Annotated in this window: 18 protein-coding genes, 1 pseudogene and 1 riboswitch; of the genes and pseudogenes, 12 read left to right on the forward strand and 7 right to left on the reverse strand. The window is 35.6% G+C overall.

The genetic code is table 11. From position 1 onward, the window contains the following. The first annotated feature begins 426 nt into the window (after positions 1-426). Positions 427-1,248, forward strand: a complete 822-nt coding sequence (locus D1B17_RS06050) for a Cof-type HAD-IIB family hydrolase (protein ID WP_120142554.1) — start codon at positions 427-429, stop codon at positions 1,246-1,248. Positions 1,249-1,301: 53 nt separating this feature from the next. Here the strand turns inward: D1B17_RS06050 and D1B17_RS06055 are convergent, their stop codons facing one another. Both D1B17_RS06055 and D1B17_RS06060 read right to left on the reverse strand, forming a co-directional pair. Further along, positions 1,302-2,510: an NADH:flavin oxidoreductase/NADH oxidase family protein gene (locus tag D1B17_RS06055; RefSeq protein WP_120142553.1), complete on the reverse strand. Its 1,209-nt coding sequence runs from the start codon at positions 2,508-2,510 to the stop codon at positions 1,302-1,304. Between the two features lie 66 nt (positions 2,511-2,576). Further along, on the reverse strand, positions 2,577-2,885 hold the full coding sequence (locus D1B17_RS06060) for an ArsR/SmtB family transcription factor (protein WP_120142552.1): 309 nt from the start codon (positions 2,883-2,885) through the stop codon (positions 2,577-2,579). 165 nt (positions 2,886-3,050) lie between these two features. Here D1B17_RS06060 and D1B17_RS06065 point away from each other — a divergent pair, with 165 nt between their 5' ends. Then, complete coding sequence (locus D1B17_RS06065) at positions 3,051-3,365, forward strand: bacteriocin immunity family protein (RefSeq protein WP_120142551.1); 315 nt, start codon at positions 3,051-3,053, stop codon at positions 3,363-3,365. A gap of 63 nt (positions 3,366-3,428) precedes the next feature. Next, positions 3,429-3,743, forward strand: coding sequence for a bacteriocin immunity family protein (locus tag D1B17_RS06070; protein WP_120142550.1), 315 nt, complete (start codon positions 3,429-3,431; stop codon positions 3,741-3,743). A 65-nt stretch (positions 3,744-3,808) separates the two neighbouring features. Here the strand turns inward: D1B17_RS06070 and D1B17_RS06075 are convergent, their stop codons facing one another. Both D1B17_RS06075 and D1B17_RS06080 read right to left on the reverse strand, forming a co-directional pair. Then, a complete protein-coding gene (locus tag D1B17_RS06075; RefSeq protein ID WP_120142549.1) occupies positions 3,809-4,822 on the reverse strand; it encodes an alpha/beta hydrolase in 1,014 nt (337 codons plus the stop codon). Between the two features lie 125 nt (positions 4,823-4,947). After that, positions 4,948-5,819 (reverse strand): annotated as a pseudogene (locus D1B17_RS06080) (LysR family transcriptional regulator). A gap of 118 nt (positions 5,820-5,937) precedes the next feature. Here D1B17_RS06080 and D1B17_RS06085 point away from each other — a divergent pair. The 6 genes from D1B17_RS06085 to D1B17_RS06110 all read left to right on the forward strand — a co-directional run bounded on the left by D1B17_RS06085 (position 5,938) and on the right by D1B17_RS06110 (position 10,178). After that, the gene (locus tag D1B17_RS06085) at positions 5,938-6,330 is read left to right on the forward strand and encodes a DUF2255 family protein (RefSeq protein WP_120142547.1); all 393 of its coding nucleotides are present in this window, start codon (positions 5,938-5,940) and stop codon (positions 6,328-6,330) included. A gap of 18 nt (positions 6,331-6,348) precedes the next feature. Further along, positions 6,349-6,990: an NAD(P)H-binding protein gene (locus D1B17_RS06090; RefSeq protein WP_120142545.1), complete on the forward strand. Its 642-nt coding sequence runs from the start codon at positions 6,349-6,351 to the stop codon at positions 6,988-6,990. A 15-nt stretch (positions 6,991-7,005) separates the two neighbouring features. Next, a complete protein-coding gene (locus D1B17_RS06095) occupies positions 7,006-7,857 on the forward strand; it encodes an aldo/keto reductase (protein ID WP_120142543.1) in 852 nt (283 codons plus the stop codon). Between the two features lie 11 nt (positions 7,858-7,868). Then, complete coding sequence (locus tag D1B17_RS06100) at positions 7,869-8,912, forward strand: NAD(P)-dependent alcohol dehydrogenase (protein WP_120142538.1); 1,044 nt, start codon at positions 7,869-7,871, stop codon at positions 8,910-8,912. A gap of 148 nt (positions 8,913-9,060) precedes the next feature. Next, positions 9,061-9,267, forward strand: a complete 207-nt coding sequence (locus D1B17_RS06105) for a helix-turn-helix domain-containing protein (protein WP_120142537.1) — start codon at positions 9,061-9,063, stop codon at positions 9,265-9,267. An 86-nt stretch (positions 9,268-9,353) separates the two neighbouring features. Beyond that, positions 9,354-10,178 (forward strand): Cof-type HAD-IIB family hydrolase, encoded by an 825-nt coding sequence (locus D1B17_RS06110; RefSeq protein ID WP_120142536.1) that lies wholly within the window; start codon positions 9,354-9,356, stop codon positions 10,176-10,178. Between the two features lie 54 nt (positions 10,179-10,232). Here D1B17_RS06110 and D1B17_RS06115 read toward each other — a convergent pair whose 3' ends face one another. After that, positions 10,233-11,228 (reverse strand): aldo/keto reductase, encoded by a 996-nt coding sequence (locus D1B17_RS06115; protein WP_120142535.1) that lies wholly within the window; start codon positions 11,226-11,228, stop codon positions 10,233-10,235. Between the two features lie 179 nt (positions 11,229-11,407). Between D1B17_RS06115 and D1B17_RS06120 the strand changes: the two genes are divergently transcribed. Together D1B17_RS06120 and D1B17_RS06125 are read left to right on the forward strand one after the other, a co-directional pair. Beyond that, a complete protein-coding gene (locus D1B17_RS06120) occupies positions 11,408-11,812 on the forward strand; it encodes a UPF0158 family protein (protein ID WP_120142534.1) in 405 nt (134 codons plus the stop codon). A gap of 751 nt (positions 11,813-12,563) precedes the next feature. Further along, on the forward strand, positions 12,564-13,400 hold the full coding sequence (locus D1B17_RS06125) for a glycerophosphodiester phosphodiesterase family protein (RefSeq protein ID WP_120142532.1): 837 nt from the start codon (positions 12,564-12,566) through the stop codon (positions 13,398-13,400). An 86-nt stretch (positions 13,401-13,486) separates the two neighbouring features. On the opposite strand, the gene D1B17_RS06130 is transcribed toward D1B17_RS06125, so the two are convergent. Next, on the reverse strand, positions 13,487-14,338 hold the full coding sequence (locus D1B17_RS06130) for a hypothetical protein (RefSeq protein WP_120142531.1): 852 nt from the start codon (positions 14,336-14,338) through the stop codon (positions 13,487-13,489). Beyond that, positions 14,328-15,308: an SIR2 family NAD-dependent protein deacylase gene (locus tag D1B17_RS06135; RefSeq protein ID WP_120142530.1), complete on the reverse strand. Its 981-nt coding sequence runs from the start codon at positions 15,306-15,308 to the stop codon at positions 14,328-14,330. Before D1B17_RS06135 ends, D1B17_RS06130 begins: the two co-directional genes overlap by 11 nt. Positions 15,309-15,467: 159 nt before the next feature. Between D1B17_RS06135 and D1B17_RS06140 the strand changes: the two genes are divergently transcribed. Further along, positions 15,468-16,028, forward strand: a complete 561-nt coding sequence (locus D1B17_RS06140) for a TetR/AcrR family transcriptional regulator (RefSeq protein ID WP_120142529.1) — start codon at positions 15,468-15,470, stop codon at positions 16,026-16,028. A 329-nt stretch (positions 16,029-16,357) separates the two neighbouring features. Then, positions 16,358-16,490: riboswitch (FMN riboswitch) on the forward strand. Positions 16,491-16,604: the final 114 nt, after the last annotated feature.

Raw genomic sequence — 16,604 nt, forward strand, 5'->3', positions numbered from 1 at the left:
CTGGTATGATAAATCCAGAAAAAGCATCTTGCCTTTTATTCATATTCGATTTCAAATAATGTGTCATCTTTTTATCGAATCAATTAGTTATACTGTATAAAAAACGACGAATATATTAGTCTCTGAGTGCAAGAAATATTGGCAGCAGTGAAGGTGGCGTTATGGCTTCAGCCATTACACCACGGGACGAGTTTTGAAATTCGCGTACCTTGCGAAGTTCAAAATCGAGACGAAAGACCTTGGCTTTCGTCGGTCCCCACAGCGCCAACATTTCTTGCACCCAGAGACGGCAACCAATCAAATTGAAGAAAGAACCTCGTCAAAAAGCAACTGGCACCATATTTATTGAAATTTATACCTTCAATTTTCTTAAAAAAATGATTTTGTGATATCATAAAATAATGATTTTTAAGAGGATGTGGGTATATGACCATTAAATTAGTAGCTTTTGACATGGATGGAACTTTCCTAAATGACAAAAATACGTACAATCATCAACGATTTGGTGAGATTTTAAAGAAATTAAGAGCAGAAAATATTCGTGTAGTTGCGGCCAGTGGTTCGCAATATCAGCGCTTACTTGATCAATTTGCTGAATTTAATTCTGAGATGGACTTTGTTTCTCAAAATGGGGCTGCTGTTTATAGCAACGGAGAGCCGTTATTGATTCAAGCCATGCCTGAAGAAGCAGTGACAGCTACACTGGATATTATTAATAATCAATTTCCAGCAACTGATATTGCTGAACATTTGGTTGTGGGGGTTAAGTCAGCTTATGTTGATCAAACAATTTCACAAGCTGCTTTTGATTTAACATATCATTACTATAACCATTTGCAACGGGTGACTGATTTACCAACCGTCACTCCTAAAATCTTGCAAGATCAAGTTACTAGTATTGGTGTAACTTTTGCGGACCATGTTGATTTCAAAAAGGTTATTGGCAGTTTGCGTCAAGCCTTACCAGCCGGTTTATCTAGTCAGACATCTGGTTATAACACGGAATTGATTAGTGAAAACTCAGTTAATAAAGCTGCTGGTTTACGGGAATTACAAAACCGCTTCAATATTGCGGATGATGAGATCATGACCTTTGGTGACAATGAAAATGATTTGAGTATGTTGAAGTTGACTCCTTATGGTTATGCAGTTGAAAATGCGACTGAAAAGATTAAAAATTCAGTTAATCATTATACTGAATCTAACAATGACGAAGGTGTGCTCAATGTTTTGAGTCGTTTAATTTAACATATTAAAAACGGATATCTACAAGAAAAGTTTACTTGTAGGTATCCGTTTTTTTAACCTCTTTGGGGCATAAATGCTGAAAGGCCTTGTCGTTTAACAGCGAAACCAAGCGAACTCCAAGCATTCTCAGTAATTTGAACAGGCAGAGTTTTGGCAACACGGAACATTTGTTGTTGATAATAACTTAAGCCGACCAGTGAGCCAACTTTTTTATCAAGTCCTTTAAGACCAGTTGATAAGTGATGTAATTGAATGGCGGTAAAGTTACCAGCTTTGAATCTATTAGGTAAATCGGGAATCAAAACGATTGGTCGTGCCAAACCGATAAAATCAGCTTCGTTGTTTTCAATAGCGTGAGACATACCATTGGCAGTGCTGAAACCACCAGTCACGGCAATTGGAGCTTTAACTGATTGTTTAACTTTTGCAGCATAGTCAATGAAGAAAGCTCCTTTACCAATGCCTTGAACAGTTGGCTTTTCATAATTGCCACCGGAAATTTCGATTAGGTCAATTCCTAATTGATCCATTTTTTGAATAACCTTGAGTGAATCTTCTTCGGAGAAACCACCGGGACGTAAATCAGACGAGTTGATTTTTAAGGCAATTGGAAAGTCAGCACCTAGGCGTTCACGCATACCAGTATAGATTTCGACTAAGAGACGCATACGATTTTCCAAGCTGCCACCATATTCGTCGACTCGTTTGTTATCGTGGGGCGAGAGGAATTGACTTAACAAGTAGCCATGGGCAGCATGAATCTCAACTCCAGAAAAACCGGCTTTTTTAGCAACAGAAGCAGCGTTGATAAATTTTTGAATAATCGTTTTGATTTCGTTATTAGTTAATGCTCTAGGAGTATTAAAGGCAAAACTGTTTGAACCTTCCATGGGGATGGCACTAGCTGAGACTGGTTGTTTACTAATAGTTTTTGGTGATTGTTTTCCTGGGTGGTTTAACTGCATGAAAATCTTAGTACCATTTTGAGTTCCGGCTTGGGCGCATTGTTTTAATAAATCTAAGTTTTGAGTATCTTCAATAACAATATTACCGAATTCGCCCCGAGCCGTTTGGTCGACCATTACATTACCCGTGATAATCAGTCCGGTGCCACCATCAGCCCAAGTTTTGTAAAGATTGATTAATTCAGTGGTTGGACGATAATTTTTGTCACCCATAGTTTCGCTAGTTGCAGCCTTCATAAAACGATTTTTGATAGTTGTTCCATTTGGTAGTTTTAGTGAGTTAAAGATAGTTGTCATAATTGATAATTCCTCCAGTTGATAGGTTTAAACGTTTGAACGTATAGGCTAAAAAATAATTTCATCCTAGTCAGATGAAATACTTTTTTCTAGTGCTGAGGTTAATTTCTTGAGTAATTCGACAGTATCGTCTAAGGATACCTGATAAAATCGTTCCTTGCCGACTTTTTTAACCGTGATGACTTGGGCATCAAGCATCAGTTTTAGATGATGTGAGACGGCAGGCCGAGATAGTTCTAATTGATCGGTAATTTGGTTAACGGTCATTTCTTTGTTCTTACACAACAATAAGATGATTCTTTGACGATTTTCATCCTGAAAAATTGAGAAAATAGGCATACCATGTTTAAAGATTGCCATTACTTCTTCAGCCATAAATTTCCTCCGATACGTTTAAAGGTTTAAACGTATTATATTTTGTAGCTGCTAAAAAGTCAATCAAAGATTTCATTTAGGAATTCAAAATGGCGATTGAAGATATTTCATATCTATAAAGTCGTGAGTTAGGTATACTTATTTTGGAAATGAGGGAGGATTATCATGAAGAAAAATTTAGAAGATGAAACATTTCAAATAATTGATTCGATGTATAATCTTTTGAGTAGTGAGAAACGTGACCGACAGGTTTTACAGATATTATTAAAAGCTGGAACTGCTTTAAGTAAAAATGTACCTCCACAAATAGTAGCAACTAAGACTGTTAATGGTTTTAGTTTATATGTTATGACACATAAGGGAGAAAGTTTTGGACCCGAAGTGAACCAAGGAATTAATGAATTAACAAGAATTGCACGATTAGCAGGATATAAGTGGAATAGTATCGGTTTGGGCGATTTACAAGTTCAGTTTGAATAAATATATGAACTTGGATAATGAATTAGTGACACTTTCTTACTACGATAATGAAGGGAAATTATCATGGCAGAAGATTTAGAAGATGAAACATTTCAAATAATTGATTCAATGTATAACTGTCTGTATAAGGATAAAAAAGATCAGCAGTTATTGAATGTATTGTTAAAGGCAGCCGCCGCTTTGAACAAGGGAGTTCCTCCACAGATTGTTGCTACCAAAACGGTTAATGGTTTTAGCTTATATGTTTTAACACACGTGGAAGAAAGTTTTGGACCAGAAGTTAATCAAGGGATTAAAGAGTTAACAAGAATTGCACGGTTAGCTGGATATAAGTGGAATAGTATGGGCTTAGGTGATTTGCGTGTTCAATTTGAATAACATGAACTTAGAAATAAAAAATAACAGCAATCCAGCTTCGGATTGCCGTTATTTTTTTGAGTTAATTATAAATTGTCATCGAAAAATTCATTTAATTTTTCAAAAGGAATCAAGTCAGTTTTATCATATAAATCAACGTGTCCAGCATTAGGAACTTTGTAAAGTTCTTTAGGTTCGTTGGCAGCTTGATATGCATCTTCACTAAATCCTAAGGAAATAGCCTTTTCACCTGCGATAAATAGTAATGGACGTGGTGAAACAGTTTCTAAGTCACTTAATGAGTAGAAGTTTAACAACTTAGCAAAACTGGTTAATGTTGGGTGGGTCGTTGTGGCTGCAGCCCCACGTTGTGTACGGTAGAAGTCGTAAAATTCTTTAGAGAAGGCATCAGAATTTTCATCGATTTCTTCGGGAGTGCCACTTGTATAAGCAATTGCTTGTCCCGCAATTTCTTTAGTTCTTTGATTTGAAGCTTGGTCAACCATGGCAGTTTTACCCATAGCATCCCTTTGACCACGGGCAACGGCACCCATATCAGTTAAACTAACTGTGGCAATTGCTTTGAGTCGTGTATCAACTTTAGCTTCATTTAAAGCAAAACTACCAGAGGCACAAATACCAAGCACACCAATTTTGTCATTATCAACGTATTCTAAGCTTGTAAAGTAATCAACAGCAGCTGAAAAACTTTCCGAGTATAGGTCAGGGGCCATGGCATTTCGAGGAGAGCCATCACTTTCTCCCCAAAAGACCTGATCAAATGATAAAGTTACAAATCCATATTCAGCCATCTTAGTAGCGTACAGATTAGCTGATTGTTCTTTGACTGCACCATTTGGCGCACCGACCACGATAGCAGGGTGAGTTGTGTTTTTATTTAAATCTTTTGGTGTAAATAAATTTCCAGCAATTGACATGCCATAAAGATTCTTAAAAGTTACTGGAGTTTTGTCGACCTTGTCACTTGTATACCAATTATTAGCTCCATTACTTTGATCACCAGTAGGTAGGTCAGTATTTCTTGATTGAACATTTTTAATACCAGCAGGATATGTTGGTAAATTCTTTTCTTGATCCATAATATTCCTCTTTTGCTATTTGATAAATTCATTATAGAAAGAGAATCCTAAAATTGCTAATACTTATAATCAATGGATTAGTATAACTATAAAGCATACTTAGCAAATCAGTATAACGTAAAGTATCAATTAAGATCAGTAGTTATTTGTTTAAGAAATGCATCGGCAGCGATTGATAAACGGATATCCTTTTGCCAAACTAAACTGGCTCCAGCAGTGTGTCGCGGTTCTAAAGGGATAAAAGTTAAATCAGATTGATTGGTATTTACGATACCGTCTAGACAGAGTGCGTAGCCGACACCAGCCGAAACTAGCAGAGAAGCGTTATACAGTAAGGTATAAGTTGCAACAATATTGAACTTGCGTTTACTTTCACCGTACCAACTATTTAATAAATTTAACATTCCTTTTTGGCCGGAAATAATAATGTCATTACCTTCAAGATCACTTAACGCTAAGTGGTCTTTTTTTGCGAGTGGTGAACTGTTAGGAACTAATAACCCCAACGACTTTCACCCGGCAAATTTATAAAATCATAATCACTTTTGTCAGCTGGTTCCATGACGACACCAAAATCGTAAACACCTGATTTTAATTGTGAGCGGATTTCATCGGCATTGGTACTAACAATATTGGTTTGTATATGTGGATAAGATTTTCGTAAAGCATGAATCGATTGGGCAACATTGATAAAACTACGAGCTTCAGCAGCACCGATAACGACTGATCCAGTAATATCTTGATCCTCATGGATATTCTTCAAGGTTTTATCAGTTAGTGACAAAATTTGATTCACTTGTGCTGAGAAGTATTCGCCACTGCTAGTTAATTCAATATTACGGCTACCACGTTCAAACAAAGTAACCCCTAATTCTTCTTCTAAACTTTTAAGCTGACGAGATACGGCGGGTTGAGAAACATGTAGTTGTTCCGCGGCACGACTGATATTCCGTTCACGGACGACAGCTTGAAAATATCTGAGTACACGTAATTCCATAATTACCTCCTATAACAAAAATGCATATATTTCAATTAAATCTAAGCATTAGACATGACTACTGTCAAGCCTTAAGGTATTACTTGTGAACGACAGGGACTTAACGGAGGAATCAAATATGAATGATAGTAAAACTTCAACTTGGAGTAGCGAACAGTTGGAACAATTTTCTCAAGCTGATGATTTAAGAATTTCACCATTTTATAGTGATGGAAAAACTTATGGTACACCAACTTGGATTTGGTCAGTCGTCGTTGATAAAAGACTATATGTTCGAGCTTGGAACGGACAACGTTCGCGTTGGTATCGATCAGCGGTACAACAAAGAGCTGGTCGAATGCATTTAGCGGGTGGTAATTTTGAAATTAGTTTTAAACCAATTATGGATAACCAATTAATTAAGCAAATCGATCAAGCTTATCGAATTAAGTATGCGGGCAGTTCCTATCTAGAGCCTATGCTTCAAACTGGTCCACAGAGTTCAACTTTAAATATCGTACCTAGACAATAGACAAGAAGGTTTAATTAAATGAAAAAAGTAACGATTATTGGTGCCCATGGCGCCACAGCACAAATTTTAACTAAGCGTCTTTTGAATGAGACAGATGACAAATTGATTTTGTTTTTGAGAAATGCCCAACGTCTAAATGCATACTCTGATAATGAACGTGTCACTTTAATTGATGGGAATGTTTTGAAGACTGATGAATTAGCTAATGCTATGAAACCGGCTGATATTATATATTCAAATGTCGGTGGCACTGACTTAGCTGACCAAACAGAAAGTATTTTAGCGGCAATGAAGCAAACAAATAAACAGCGATTAATTTTCATCAGTGCCTTAGGTGCTCATCGTGAAGTGCCAGGTAAATTTGGTGAATGGAATGAGCAAGCTATCGCCGCATTTTTGCCAGGCTTTCGTAAATCGGCTCAACTGTTGATTAATTCAGGAGTGATTTATACGGAAATTCGACCTTCATGGTTAACTAATAATGACGAAATTGATTATGAAGAAAAAACTTTAAATCAATCATTAACTGGAACAGAAGTATCGCGTGCCAGTGTGGCTGATTTTGCTTTAAAGGTTATTAATGCCCCTGAACAATATCAGAAGGAAAGTATTGGTTTGAATAAGCCCAATACTGATGGTGATAAACCAAGTTGGATGTAGAGAGGAAGTTATCTAATGGAAACAATTAAGTTAAACAATGGTGTTGAAATGCCAGCTAAAGGTTATGGCGTGTTTCAAATAACTGATTTAAAACAATGTGAGACAAGTGTTATTGATGCATTTACAACTGGTTATCGCTTGTTAGATACCGCTGCAACATATGGAAATGAAACTGCTGTTGGTAGTGCTATTAAGAAAAGCGGTGTGCCACGTGATGAAATCTTTATCTCATCAAAAGTATGGATTCAGGATGCTAGTTACGAGAAAACGAAGGCTTCCTTTGCCAAAACACTAGAAAATTTACAAACAGATTATTTGGACCTGTATCTAATTCATATGCCTTATGGCGATTATCATGGGGCTTGGCGCGCGATGGAAGAACTTTATCGAGCTGGAAAAATCAAGGCAATTGGCGTTTGCAATTTTGAAGCCAATCGTTTGGCAGATTTGATTTTGACACATGAAATAGTTCCAGCTATCAATCAAGTGGAAATGCATCCATTTTGGCAAGAAAAAGAATTACGTTCAGTTATGGATCGTTATGGAATTAGAACAATGGCTTGGGCACCTTTTGCGGAAGGTCGGCAAGGTATTTTCCATAATGAAATTTTGGCAACAATTGGAGCACAATATGGTAAAACACCAGCCCAAGTAGTTTTGCGTTGGTTGTATCAAAGTCATATCATTGCGATTCCGAAGTCGGTTCATTTAGAACGTATTCAACAGAATTTTGATATTGATGATTTTGAATTGTCACAACAAGATATCATTCAAATTGAACATCTTGATCAAAGAAAACCTTTGATTTTGAATATTCATGATTTGAATGAGGTTTATCGTTTACATGGAATTACATTTGAACAATAGGAGTGAATAAATTGGAAAAAGTAAAAGCTTTAGTAGCAGATCATTCAGCATTTGATTCATTTCATCATACAGTTATAACAAGACGTTCATTAAGAGCTGATGATGTAGCAATTGATATAAAATATTGTGGTATTTGTCATTCAGATATTGCTCAGGTTGAGATGATAGATAGTTTTCAACATCCAGTTGTACCAGGACATGAGATTACAGGAATAGTTAGTGCAGTTGGCGCAAACGTTAAAGATCACAAAGTTGGTGACCGTGTTGGGGTAGGTTGTTTCGTGGATTCTTGCGGTAAGTGCAAATATTGTAAAGCGGGACAAGAGCAGTTTTGTGAAAAGGGTGTTGTCGCAGTATTCAATGCCCCAGATTATGAAGGTAATATCACCGCTGGTGGATATTCACAATCATTAGTTGTTAAAGATCATTTTGTATTGGATATTCCAGATAATCTTGATTTAGCGGATGCTAGTCCCTTGTTGTGTGCAGGAATCACGACTTATAATCCATTAAAACGTTATGGTGTTGGTAAGGGTTCCAAAGTCGCAGTCGTCGGATTAGGTGGCTTAGGTCATATTGCAGTTCAGTTTGCTAGCAAAATGGGTGCAGAAGTTACTGTTTTGGGTCATTCCGAAAGCAAACGTAATGAAGCTAATCAATTTGGGGCCACTAGTTATGAAATTTTGAAATCTGATCAAGATTTTGATAAATTAGCAGGAAAATTTGATTTTATTTTAAATACAGTTGCAGTTAAATTGAATTTAGATAATTACTTAAAGTTATTGAATGTTAATGGTATCTTTTGTTTCGTTGGTTTAACGGCAGAAGAACAAGAGTTTAATATTTTAAATATGTTTAACAAACAGGCTACGATGACGGTTTCCAATGTAGGTGGCATTGCCATGACACAAGAAATGTTAAATTTTGCGGCTGAAAATGATGTTAGACCTATGATTGAAATGATAGGGATTGACGATGTTCCAGAAGCTTATCAACGTGTGATAGATAGTGATGTACATTATCGATTTGTGATTGATATGAGTACTTTAGATTAAAGAAAATGAAAAAATATACCTTGGTTTCGAGTATGAAGTCAAAAATCTCAGTAATCAAAAATCGGATTACTGAGATTTTTTTGTAACTAAATAGACAAATTGTTTTTCAATAATGTCTGGAAGAACTTTCTTATTATTATCGTAATAGATGTCGTCTTTTAATAAGACTCCCAATGAGTTTCTGAATGATTATCGAATGTCGCTGGCGACAATGCTTTTGACGGATTCAAAGCAGACTTTGGCAGATATTTCTGATACGTGTGGATTCCAAACTGCGAGTTATTTTGGTAGACGATTTAAGCAGTCATTCGGTACGACACCAAAACAGTACCGAATGAAAATCATGAATAAATAGTGGAATGGGGAAATTCTCATGGTTGCGTTTACAATAATACTTCGATAAGGTTAATAGGTAATCTTTAAAGGTGAGAGGATTTTACTATGTATAAAATGATTGTGTGTGATCTTGATGAAACGTTAATGAATGATGATGGAAGTTTGTCTGATAAAAATGCTAAAGCAATTCAAGCGGCTACAGCTAAAGGGGTTCATTTTGTTGTAAACTCCGGTCGTAGCTATACGTCATTTCAAAATGATTTAGAAACAATGCACTTACGTGACCAACCGAATGAGTATTCAATTTCATATAATGGTGGGTTAGTTTTAGAAAATAAAAATAATAAACCATTAATTATCAATGCGATGCCATTTGACGTTGCCAAAGCAGTCTTTGAAGTTGGAGCAGCTGATCACAACGCGGCTACTCATGTCTATACGCAAAATAAATTGTATATTTATAATCCAACAAGTGATGATTCAAATTATTTGAAGACACGTGGCGTATCTTATGAAGTAATGGACGAGCCTGAATTTAATCAATTCAAGGACCAAAATATTATGAAAGTTATTATGGCTTTACCAACGGTCGACGAACGTAAGGCAATGCGTGATGCTGTTTTAAACAAAGTCGATGCAAGTAAATTGGCGGTTACTTTTTCTTCCGGTCGCTATGTTGAATTTAATCCGGCTGGAATTGATAAAGGTAGTGCCTCAGTTCAATTGGGTAAATTACTTGATATCAAGCCAGAAGAGATTATTGCGGCAGGTGATAATAGTAATGATTTACCAATGTTAAAAGTAGTGGGTCTACCAGTCAGTGTTGCTAACGGAATTGATACTGTGAAAGCTGCTGCTAAGTATGTGACAAAGGCCAATAATAACCAAGATGCTTTGGCTGAAGTTATCGATAAATTTGTTTTGAAATAAATAAAAAAATGAACTCTTATACTGAATTATTATTTCAGTTAAGAGTTCATTTTTTTACTTGATTAATTTATCGATTTGTTCAACTTCATCAGTTGAGAATTGGAGATTATCTAGTGCTTTGAGATTTTCGTCCAGATGGTCGTTACTTGTTGTTCCAATAATGACACTGGCAACAACGGGATCACGTAATAACCAAGCTAATGACATTTGACTAAGTGTTTGGTTACGTTCCTTGGCAATATCGTTTAATTTATTCAATTTTGCGACTAATGCTTCCGGTCCGTTATCGAGTAAACTGGCATTTGTATGATGAATATTGAAATCCTTTGAAATTCCACCAAGGTAACGGTCAGATAATAGTCCTTCACAAAGTGGACCATAGGCGATTGCACCAGCGCCATTGTCTCGAAGCACTTGAGCAATTCCGCTTTTTTCTACGTGGTCATTTAAAAGATTCATACTCATTTGATCTAAAACAAATGGGGTGCCAAGTTGTTTGAATAAGGCAATGGCCTTCTTCAATTCAGGAACTTCATAGTTTGAAACGCCAACATATAAAGCTTTACCAGAACGAACGATATCATCTAATGCTCTAACGGTCTCTTCAATTGGAGTCTTATCATCGTAACGATGAGCATAATAAATATCAACATAATCCAAATTAAGTCTAGCTAAGGAATCGTTGATACCTTGTAATAGTGACTTGCGTGAAGTTCCAATTCCGTAAGGACCATCATGAATTTCATAGCCCACCTTAGTGGAAATAACTAGTTCATCACGATAAGGTTTCAAATCATTCTTCAAAATTTGTCCCAGTAATTCCTCGGAACTACCGAAACCGACATTGCCGTCACCATAGTGATTAGCAACGTCAAAATGAAATACCCCTTTGTCAAAAGCATGTAAAATCACATCACGGCGATCACTAAATGGATCAGCACTACCGAAGTGACGCCATAATCCTAGCGAAATTGGTGGTAACATTAAACCAGTCTTACCAGCGTGGCGAACTGAATTATTTTCATAACGATTTTTTGATGCAGTGTACATATCCTCAACCTCCCGATTATTCTTACCATTCAATAGTAATACAGTGGAAACGGTTACTCAATAATAACTGATTTTGATTAGTATAAAGAAGAGTTAGGAGCATATCTAATAGGAGTATTATATATAACGTCAGATTAGTCTAATAATATTGAATTAAATAATTAAGAAGGTATCAAACGATGAATGTAAAATTTAGCGAAGTTCTTGAAGCAATTAAAGGTGCAGGGGATGATGTAAATTACTATTATGATAAAAAGACCCAAACTATTTCTTTTACTTCGGAGTATGACGATGAGGAAGCCGATGATATTGAAGATGATTTTGATAGTCATATCATGTTGCCTTCTAAATATGATATAAATGATTATCACATTATGGAAGAATTCATTTGGAATCTTAAAGATGAAGGGCAACAAAGCCAACTTGAGAATGCCATTAATGGTCGCGGAGCATTTCACTATTTTCGTAATTTAGTTGACCAATTTGGCATCACACAAGAATGGTACGATTTTCAAGATGCAACTTATAAAAATATTGCTTGTGCGTGGTGTGAGGAAAATAAGCTTAATATTATAGATAAATGATACTAAAGGAACTTACAAATCAATTACTAAAAATTGTCTTCAGGTGAAATTGTATTGATTTTTCTTGCTGTAATATTAAATAGCTAAAAAGGGCAACCAAATCATTTATCTGGTTGCCCTTTTAGCTATTTTGTTGGTTCAATTAGATGGTAATAAATCATATGTATGGCTGATAACAATAAAGTTATCATGAAAGTCCATCCGAAAACACCTTGTGGTCGATTGTAAGCAAAAATAGGTGTGACACTAGATAAGCCTGCTTTTTTTGCTATTAATATAAACAGTATTATTTGTATAACCCAGACTATTATTAGTAGCCGTCTTAATCTTTTTCGCATCTTATGATATCTCCAAGATTATTATATTTATCATAAATATCGTAGCACTAAAAGCTATTAGAAATTTCTTTTCGGTGGATTTATCGGGGAAAAGAGAGTAGTACGAACATGTTTAATTTTCGAATATTAAATTAAACGATTCTAGTAATCCGATATTTGATTACTAGAATCATTTGTTTTAAGTGGAAAAAGTTATGTTTTGTTACCCGCTGATGCCGCATGTTTAAAGACAATACCAGCTTTGTTTAGAACTTGAATGCACTTTTTAAATTTAGTTATTTATTCGTATATTTTAGCCAACATGTTTTTTTTCGTGATGTTATGATGTAATCACATCATGGTGGGAGAAAGAATCGCAACAAGATATTCTTCTGTTAATGTTGAACAAATGATTTTATACGTAAGGAAGAAACATGAAAGTTAATCCGAGTAAATTTTTAAAGAAACTACATCAGAATAAATTCTTAATTATTGTTCATCGTGGTTCACATGGTGGAAACATTATTGAGAATACGAGCGACGCGGTTAAAGTTTCACAACTGCAACATGCTGATATTGTTGAGATGGATATTTCTATGTCGACTGATAACGACTTCTTCGTTTTCCACGATGGGGGAGAAAAACGTCTTTTGGATGAAAATCGTAATATTCAAGAGCTTTCGACAGCTGAGATTAACTCTAAACATTTTAGAAATGCTTTAGGCGATACGATTTCTAAGTCTGTCGAAACGTTCGATTATTTCTATAACCATATAAATCATGATGTCTTCTTAAATATTGATCGATCATGGGATTATTGGGATACGTTCTTGCCAGAGCTAGATAATTATGAAGTGATGCGAGAATACTTTATCTTGAAATCACCAGTTAAACGTGAGTATTTAGAAAAACTGAATAATCATTCGGTGCAATATTTATATTTTCCGATTGTCACCAATGTAGAGGAATTAGAAGTTCTAGCTGATTATCCTAATTTGAATATTGTTGGATTTGAAATTATTGAAAAAGGTTTACGTTTTGAACTAGTTAATGCACCGTCTTTTGATAAATATCGCAATGGTGATTACATGTTTCTTAGCAACAGTATCAGATTGAATGATAAGAATGTTTTGTTTGGCGGATTGGACGACAATTTAGCACTATTGTCAGGGATGGATCAAAGCTGGACGAAAACACTAGATTTTGGAATCAATGCGATTCAAACTGATTGGCCAGATGTATTGAACGAGTACAGAAGTCATTTAATTTAAGACTTAGGTAATTGTAAATAAAACCCAAATAACCATCTATTTTCGACCTACATTAAAATTGGTTGAAAATAGATGGTTATTTATTTTTAAATTGTGCTTTGTGGCGCTGTAAGATCTCGTAAAACATCTTCAATATTTCCTGAAAATTCAATAGTTTGCTTTTTAATTGAATCTGGAATAACGATGTGGTCACGATTGATGATAATATAATTGGCTTGTGGAGCTAATGCCAGCATGTCGAATATTGGTTTGCGCAAATTAGGATGATTTTGTCCAACGCCCAATTCTAAAACAGTTAAAGGGTTATGCATAGAAATTGTTGAATTTAGAAAGGCCGAAAACTTCTCTTGACTTTGAACGGGTTTAAGATATTTTGCATTGAATGGTAGATGAGGCAATAGTATATTTCCGCAAGTTTCACACTTAGGTAATGAGTCAAAGGTAAGCTGATTTTCTTTGTCAGCAGCGAGGATTTTTTCAGCAATTGGTAGTGACTTAATTTCTTGTCTATTATCATGTGAACCAAAGCACTGAACCGTTCCCCAATCACCTTCGGTAGCTAAAACGGATTCGTCATTGAAACCAGCGAGATTAAAGTGATATTCACCATTAGATGTGGCAATTAAATAATCCTTGTTTTTTAGTAATTGTTTCAAAGATTGCATTTGTGGACTGATGTGATAATTTCCAACAAAATAATTTATTAAACGAGCCCAGACTTGCCAAGCATCCAAAAGATTATCATACGGATATGATAATGCTGAAAGGATAGAATTAAAATGATACTTGGGAATGAGATCGCCTAGGATTTTTTGGAAATCGTCGTTATTTTGGAAAATATTGATACCTTCACCGATTGAAAAACCATTACTGGCAGTGACTAGAACGTGGGGAGCAGAATTTAAAATTTGTTTGGCTTGATTTAATTTACTTGTCATTTTTAGCCTCAACTAACTGGTTTCGGACGTCGTGTAATACTTTAGCAATATCGTTTTGCATGGCTAAACCTTTGTTTTCTAGTTGTTCAGGTAAAAAGGCATTGTCACGATTTACGGAAATATAACTAGCGTTTGGTAAATTGTAGCTTAAAGTCCAGAAGGGTTCTTGAATGAACATAGGTGTCATACGTCCAACTCCAAGTTCAATGAATAATGTTTTAGCACCTTGATGACTTAAAAGTGCATTGGAAATCTTAGTATATTCTTCTTGGTATTTTTTTCCTTCCAAAAAATTACCATAGCCACGAACCCATGGGAACGCTTCAGCACCACAGTGTGGACAATGGGGAATTAAGTCAGTCGGTATCTGAGTGTCATCACCCATAGCTTGGATCATTTGGTCGATTGATTTAGTTGCATCCCAAACATCATCGGTACAAGCGTTAGAACATTGAAAGAAACGGTGGTCTCCCTGAATTTCAGAAACTTTAGTCTCGTCAAATTCTTTTATAAATTGTGTATCCTGATTAGTAGTTACAATATCAAAATCTTTATCTTGTAAAATTGTTGCTAGATCCTGATACGGTTGTCTGACTGGGGCATTCAAAGTTGTATGTAAAAATGTTGCTAAGTATCCCCAGTAAGTTTCACGATTAGGGAAGGGATATTGCATACCAGCGAAAGCACCTTTAAAACCATATTTCTCTGAAAACTTTCCGAAATTTTCATAAAATGATGGCGTATCAGTGTAATAGAAATCACCGCCACCAGCAGCTGATAATCCTGATGCACCACCGATTACAACATATTCTGCATCGTTAAGCATTTTGCTAAATTGATCAATTTGTGTTTCATATTTTTCAGGTTGTTTAGTGCTTAATTTTATGGGCGTCTTTCCTTGCGCATAGGTGGAATAGTTACTCTGAAAACTTTGTTGTGCTTGTAAAACTAGTTGTTCATAAAAAATCATGAAGATTTCCTCCAAAAAGTTGTTTATTAATTAAATTCTTGACACGGTGTAACGAAATTAATAAAGTTTATTTTAACTAATGGGGAATCAAAGTTAAGAACAGTTATTACGAATTTGTATTTTTTTAAACATAACTGGGAAAGTGTAATGGAGTTTAAAATGACAAATATAAACAGAAAAATTGATCGTAGAACCTTGTACACCGTACAAATAGTGAAGGATTCATTTTTGAAATTAGTTGAAGAGAATGGATATTCAAAAATAACTGTAGCAAAGTTATGTCGAAGGTCCGATATTACACGAACGACCTTTTACTTGCATTTTGATAATATAACCGCAGTGTTAAATGCGGTATTAGATGATGCACTTGATTTTCAGTTAGTTTCTGAAAATGGACCATTTAACGATGAGTCATTTATTCCAGCATGTCAAAGAGTGGCTAAGTCTGGTAAATATCAGGCTTTGTTCATGGACTCTAATTTGACCGAATATATTATCGGCCGAATTTATTCACATGAAAAGGACAGAATGATTCCAGATATTATGAAGAAGACTAATCTCAATCAAAAAGATGCTGATTTGATGTTTCAATACACTTTGCGTGGTTCATTTTACGTAAATTATCAACATCATTGGCAAAGAACAGCCGACTGGAAACACGATGTAAAATTAATGAATTATTTTGTGGAAAGTGGTTATAAAGCCTTTCATGAACGTTAAATCTATGGACTTTGGCCCACTAGGAATCACTAGTCATTGATAGCAAAATAATATTTTAAATATTGATTCAAAAACAAACAATGGACTAGCCGGAAAGAGCAAGAAATTTAGGTCGCTGTGCAGGTGGCGTTAGCACTTTAGTGCTTACACCACGGAACGAATTTTGAAATTCGCGTACTTTGCGAAGTTCAAAATCGAGTCTTGAGACCTTGGCTCAAGACGGTCCCCATAGCGACCTGAATTTCTTGCTCTTGGAGGTGGCATATTTAAATAACTCGCATTGCAATTATATTTTTACTGTGATAATATCGCTTTTGAAAACTGAATAATGATTTCTTCGGGGCAGGGTGTAATTCCCGACCGACGGTAACAACTAAATGTTGAAGTCCGTGACCCGCGTTTTGCGGTGGATCCAGTGTGAGTCTGGAACCGACAGTATAGTCTGGATGGGAGAAGAAAAATAAGATTTTTTCGTACTCAGTACGTTTATTTAAGATTGTCTTCGAAAGAAGTCTTATTTGGCTTAATAAAAATAATGGGGCCCCGCATTTTTGCGGGACCTTTTTTTTGTGGGGT

The sequence above is a fragment of the Companilactobacillus zhachilii genome (genome assembly GCF_003606365.2).
Taxonomy (GTDB): Bacteria; Bacillota; Bacilli; order Lactobacillales; family Lactobacillaceae; genus Companilactobacillus; species Companilactobacillus zhachilii.

Excerpts from the sequence above, each read along its gene's own strand:
- D1B17_RS06050 (WP_120142554.1), top strand. The coding sequence starts at position 427 with ATGACCATTAAATTAGTAGCTTTTGACATGGATGGAACTTTCCTAAAT.
- D1B17_RS06055 (WP_120142553.1), bottom strand. The coding sequence starts at position 2,510 with ATGACAACTATCTTTAACTCACTAAAACTACCAAATGGAACAACTATC.
- D1B17_RS06060 (WP_120142552.1), bottom strand. The coding sequence starts at position 2,885 with ATGGCTGAAGAAGTAATGGCAATCTTTAAACATGGTATGCCTATTTTC.
- D1B17_RS06065 (WP_120142551.1), top strand. The coding sequence starts at position 3,051 with ATGAAGAAAAATTTAGAAGATGAAACATTTCAAATAATTGATTCGATG.
- D1B17_RS06070 (WP_120142550.1), top strand. The coding sequence starts at position 3,429 with ATGGCAGAAGATTTAGAAGATGAAACATTTCAAATAATTGATTCAATG.
- D1B17_RS06075 (WP_120142549.1), bottom strand. The coding sequence starts at position 4,822 with ATGGATCAAGAAAAGAATTTACCAACATATCCTGCTGGTATTAAAAAT.
- D1B17_RS06085 (WP_120142547.1), top strand. The coding sequence starts at position 5,938 with ATGAATGATAGTAAAACTTCAACTTGGAGTAGCGAACAGTTGGAACAA.
- D1B17_RS06090 (WP_120142545.1), top strand. The coding sequence starts at position 6,349 with ATGAAAAAAGTAACGATTATTGGTGCCCATGGCGCCACAGCACAAATT.
- D1B17_RS06095 (WP_120142543.1), top strand. The coding sequence starts at position 7,006 with ATGGAAACAATTAAGTTAAACAATGGTGTTGAAATGCCAGCTAAAGGT.
- D1B17_RS06105 (WP_120142537.1), top strand. The coding sequence starts at position 9,061 with ATGTCGTCTTTTAATAAGACTCCCAATGAGTTTCTGAATGATTATCGA.
- D1B17_RS06110 (WP_120142536.1), top strand. The coding sequence starts at position 9,354 with ATGTATAAAATGATTGTGTGTGATCTTGATGAAACGTTAATGAATGAT.
- D1B17_RS06115 (WP_120142535.1), bottom strand. The coding sequence starts at position 11,228 with ATGTACACTGCATCAAAAAATCGTTATGAAAATAATTCAGTTCGCCAC.
- D1B17_RS06120 (WP_120142534.1), top strand. The coding sequence starts at position 11,408 with ATGAATGTAAAATTTAGCGAAGTTCTTGAAGCAATTAAAGGTGCAGGG.
- D1B17_RS06125 (WP_120142532.1), top strand. The coding sequence starts at position 12,564 with ATGAAAGTTAATCCGAGTAAATTTTTAAAGAAACTACATCAGAATAAA.
- D1B17_RS06130 (WP_120142531.1), bottom strand. The coding sequence starts at position 14,338 with ATGACAAGTAAATTAAATCAAGCCAAACAAATTTTAAATTCTGCTCCC.
- D1B17_RS06135 (WP_120142530.1), bottom strand. The coding sequence starts at position 15,308 with ATGATTTTTTATGAACAACTAGTTTTACAAGCACAACAAAGTTTTCAG.
- D1B17_RS06140 (WP_120142529.1), top strand. The coding sequence starts at position 15,468 with ATGACAAATATAAACAGAAAAATTGATCGTAGAACCTTGTACACCGTA.